General features: G+C 67.0%; 5 protein-coding genes. 4 read left to right on the forward strand and 1 reads right to left on the reverse strand.

The window, feature by feature from the left end; translation table 11 throughout:
- The first annotated feature begins 118 nt into the window (after positions 1-118).
- On the forward strand, positions 119-283 hold the full coding sequence (locus LGR69_RS31595) for a hypothetical protein (protein WP_007568410.1): 165 nt from the start codon (positions 119-121) through the stop codon (positions 281-283).
- Between the two features lie 355 nt (positions 284-638).
- Here LGR69_RS31595 and LGR69_RS31600 read toward each other — a convergent pair whose 3' ends face one another.
- Positions 639-1,607 carry a metallophosphoesterase gene (locus LGR69_RS31600; protein ID WP_230368571.1) on the reverse strand — a complete coding sequence of 323 codons (969 nt, stop codon included), beginning with the start codon at positions 1,605-1,607 and terminating at the stop codon, positions 639-641.
- Between the two features lie 725 nt (positions 1,608-2,332).
- Between LGR69_RS31600 and LGR69_RS31605 the strand changes: the two genes are divergently transcribed.
- From LGR69_RS31605 to LGR69_RS31615, 3 genes are all read left to right on the forward strand, one after another.
- Complete coding sequence (locus tag LGR69_RS31605) at positions 2,333-2,821, forward strand: Ros/MucR family transcriptional regulator (RefSeq protein ID WP_091865627.1); 489 nt, start codon at positions 2,333-2,335, stop codon at positions 2,819-2,821.
- A gap of 138 nt (positions 2,822-2,959) precedes the next feature.
- Entirely contained in the window at positions 2,960-3,166 is a 207-nt protein-coding gene (locus tag LGR69_RS31610; protein ID WP_230368572.1) for a hypothetical protein, read from the forward strand.
- A gap of 259 nt (positions 3,167-3,425) precedes the next feature.
- Positions 3,426-4,196, forward strand: a complete 771-nt coding sequence (locus LGR69_RS31615) for a collagen-like protein (protein WP_230368573.1) — start codon at positions 3,426-3,428, stop codon at positions 4,194-4,196.
- Positions 4,197-4,435: the final 239 nt, after the last annotated feature.

Below are 4,435 nucleotides of genomic sequence, written 5' to 3' on the forward strand. Positions count from 1 at the left end.
CGGTCCTGAGATCCGCCCGTCACCGGATGCCGGAGTTCCGCACCCGGCTTCACCGGGCATCACCCCGGAACCGCCTGCAAAGCCCAGGACTTCACAACGGAGAGTGAGGGTCGGGCCCATGACGACGTTACCGCGTGACACGAGTCCGGCCACCCCGGAACGGAGCCTGGGTCAGCGCCTGTTCGCGCGCCACGGCTCGACCGCGATCCTGGCCGTGGTGCTGCTGGTCGTGGTCGGCTGGATCGGTATCCTAGGCTGGGCGATGACGTGGATGCTCGGCTGACTCCACCTCGAAGGGATACGGTACAGGCGTGTCATCGGCCATCAGCGGGGCCGCCCGGCACAGACGCCAGAACTCGACCAGGCCGGCCGCGTAGGCGGCGAGGATCACGGCCGTCCAGTGCATGATCGTGTCCTCTCAAGAGCGTCGATGCAATGTCGTGCAGGCGAAAGCTTGACGTTTCCTCACCGGGCGTACTGATCGGTTCAGATCTGGCAATATAATGGCTCTTCGCGCTCACTACAGTGGCGGGCATGCACTTATTTTGCGCAATCGGCCTTTATCCTCGGATTGCGACGAGATTGGACGGCATCGGGTGGTGATGGCCGCCCAGCGCGCGCGTCCGGCCCTCGATCGATCACGCCGCGTCGCTTCGGCTGGCCAACCCATCCGCCTGGGTCTCCGCCTCGTCCGGACGTCCGAGATCCACCACCACGATCTCGGGCGGCGCGCCGAGGCGTAACGGCCGACCGGCCAGGAAATGCGAGCCGAGCCCGGCCGACACGATCAGGTCGCGCTGCGCCTCGACGATGTGCCCGTAGGCATAGCGCAGCCCGTAGCGCGACGGGATCCAGGGAGACCACCCCAGGATCCGCACCTGGCCGCCATGGGTGTGGCCGGACAGCGTGAGCGCGACCCGGGGGTCGAGGCCGGTCGCGAACAGATCCGGCTCATGCGCCAGCAGGAGGACGGCTCCCTCGGCGGGCACGTCGCGGAGGGCCCGGGCGAGGATCTCGGACCGTTGCCGGTCGAGGCGATCCGGTGCCCGGGCGCGGCCCGGCGTCGCCTCGCTCTCGAGGCCCGCCAGCCAGACTGGGCCAGGCACATCGAGACGGATGGCGGCGTTTTCCAGGACGGCGATGCCGGCCGCCCGCAGCGCGCGCTCGGCCCGCGTCGGGCCGTGACCGCGCCGGAGCGCCACAGGATCGTCGCCCCAATCGTGGTTCCCCTGGATGGCGTAGACGCCCTTCGGCGCGTGCAGGAAGCGCAGACGATCGGCCACCATCTCGAACGGGACCCCGCCCGGATGCTGGGAGCCGTAATCGCCGAGCAGCACCGTGAGATCGGGGGCCATGGCATTGGTGCGTGCCACGACATCGGCGATCGCATCCGCGCCCATGCAGCGGGGATGGGTGTGGAAATCCGTGAGCACGGCGACCCGCATCGTCAGACCCGCCGGCCATCGGGGTGGGCATACGCGGTACCGCGTGACCTGCACCCGGTGCGGCTCGACCGCCGTCGCGTAGCCCGCGCCCGCGAGACTTCCGGCCGCCGCGCAGGCGGCGATCCAGGTCGGTCGGGACAGGAGCGTGCGGCGGGTCAACATCGGTCGGCAACGCGTTGGGGAGGCCGCAGGCGCAGAGCACCTCACGAAACTCCCGGTTCCCGGGAGCCCTCCCTTCGCACGCGACGGTGCGGCGGGAGTTTTGTGAGCGGCTCTTAGCACAGGACGGCATTCGGTCCGGCAGCACGTCCAGCGGATGCTGGGATCGGGCGCCCGATCCCGCCGGGCGAACGACGCGATCCCGCTGGCGCGGTCTTGCCACGGGTCCCTCGACCGGGCCCGAGGATGTCCACGCGAGAGTGGGCGCTCGCACCGTCAGCGAAACTCACGCCTCTGATTCGATGAGCGATCTTGGTTTTGGGTAGTAAAATATCGACGAGTATTGCAATATCAATGATAGCGGATTAATATAATCCATCCATTCCGTTGATCTACACCATCGCTCTCGACATATTATTCGGATTGTCTCAAAAATACTCAGTCGGTTGACGAGAAATGCAGCTATTTAATTCGCCCGTTAATTTGTATTAAACGTAGCGGATCCATCGTATATCCCAAACCTAATAATTCCATATATCTAGATATTCGCGCACATCGACGCAGATACTGATTTGTTACCGCTTATTAACGATTTTTTCGCCATTCGGCACGGCGTGAGAGGCATCGTTAACGCTCAATAAATTCCGCTTCAGAAATCCGGAACGGAATATTGCGTCCCTCGTAGAGAAGCTGAGATGTGATGCCAGTTGTGCCGTCAGGAGTCAGCGATGAACGACGATCTCGAAGCGCGGCAGCTCGATGTCCGGCATTTGGCGGCGAGCATCGTGGCCGCCTATGTTTCTAACAATCATGTCCAGGTCACCGACCTGCCGAAGCTACTCATGAGCGTCCACGCCGCCATACAGGCGGCCGCACAGGGAGAGGTTGCGCCGGTCGCGAGTTCCCCCGTCGAGAAGCCGTCGGCGGCCGAGATCCGACGCTCCGTGAGCCGCGATGCCCTGATCAGCTTCGAGGACGGAAAGCACTACAAGACCCTGAAACGGCATCTCACCGGTCGCGGGCTGACGCCGGAGAGCTACCGGGAGAAGTGGGGGCTGCCGCGGGATTACCCGATGGTCGCGCCAGACTATGCCGAACGGCGATCCGCGCTCGCGAAGGCGATCGGGTTGGGACGACCCGGCGCGAGCGAAGCCGAGCCCGATGACGGCGGGAGCGGGGCCGAGGCGAAGGGACGCGGGCGCAGGAAGACGGCCTGACACCATCGTCGACGGCAGGGCTGAGGAGCGCGCAGGCGCGGGTCGGCCGCCTCCTGACTCCCGGCCCGCACGCGTCTAGAATTCGACGCGCCGACACCGAAGAAGCGTTGCATCCGCTCGATGCCGAACGAGAGACCGATGCCGCTGGCCCGTACCACCTGCCGGACCTGCGGCCAGACGATCCGGGCGGGCACGACCTATTGCGTCTCCTGCGCGGTGCGCGACGCCGACAGCGATGCGGCCGTCTTCGACCGTTGGCTCGGCATCGGTCTCGGCGGGGCGGGAGTCGCTGTCGCGCTGGCATCCGCCTACCTCGCCGCGCGGTACCTCAATATCCTCCCGTGATTTCGCGCTGAGACGATGGCGGCGCCGTCTCGTGATGGTGGCCCTGACGGCCCCGGCGCAGGATAGGCGGGTGCGATGTCGGCCGCGTTGCCGGCAGCAATGCCCGGACCCCGTCGTCCGGCGCAGTCCCTGTGGTTCCTTCGCCGTAGGACGACGTACGAATCGCATGCAGCTGCGCCGAAATACGTACGGCGCGGGCGGATAGAGCGGCGCGACAGGCCGCCATACCCTGGCCAGGACGGTGTGGGGGGAGTCCCGGATGGCTCGGCGATCGGTTCTGGTCTTGGGGTTCTGCGTCCTGGCCTCCGCGGCGCAGGGAGCCGGGGACATCGCCGTGGACATGGCGATGATCTCGAATGGCGATCTGCGGGTCTTCGGCACCCTGGCCCCGCCCCGCGCGGCCAAGATCGTCCTCGACGACAAGTTCGACACGCGGGCGGATCAGGATGGCCGCTTCGCGTTCCGGATCCCCTATCATCCGGAAACCTGCGTGGTGACGCTGAAATCGGACTCGCTCAGCCGGCAGGCGGTGGTCGGCTATTGCGCCCGCCCTGCCGCTGTGAAGCAGGCCGCGGCCGTGCCGTCCCCTCCGATCCACGTGATGCTGGCGGCGAACACATCGAAGGGCGAGGTCGGCCCGCGCGGTCCGCAGGGAGCCGCCGGTCAGCAGGGTCCCGAGGGACCGCAAGGCGAGCGCGGTGCGAAGGGTGAGCCGGGCCCGGCCGGTCCGGTCGGCCCGCCCGGACCGATCGGGCAGGCCGGCGCGAGAGGCCAGGCAGGTGAGCGGGGTCCCGCGGGACCGGCCGGGCCCGAGGGCAAGCCGGGCACCGCCATCGCGCTGCGGGTGCAAGTCGAGGATTGCACGGCGGGCGGGCGGTGTGTCGCAACTTGCACGACGGAGGAATTCGCCGTGAACGGCACCTGCAGCGGCGGCGAGCGTCCCGCCATGGACGAGAGCAGCATCTACTGTTTCGCGATGGGCGCGACACCGATTGCGATGAAGGCCCGGGCGATCTGCGCCCGGCGCTGACGCAAGCCGTCAGGCCGGCGCAACCGTGACGCGTTTCGGAGCGGCCCGTCGACGCCGTCGCGCGTGCCGGAGAATTCCGGACCGGCACCGGGCGACTCGTCAGATCGGATGCTGCTCCATCCAACCCAGGCTGACGAAGAGGATCCGTGACGCTTCGCGCTGACAGGTCGGGCAACCGCGATCACAGGTACCGGCCGGCTAGAGTTGAGCCTTTCGGACGCGACGAAATCTCAGGACCT

The organism is Methylobacterium brachiatum (assembly GCF_020523825.1).
In the GTDB taxonomy this organism is placed as follows: Bacteria; Pseudomonadota; Alphaproteobacteria; order Rhizobiales; family Beijerinckiaceae; genus Methylobacterium; species Methylobacterium brachiatum.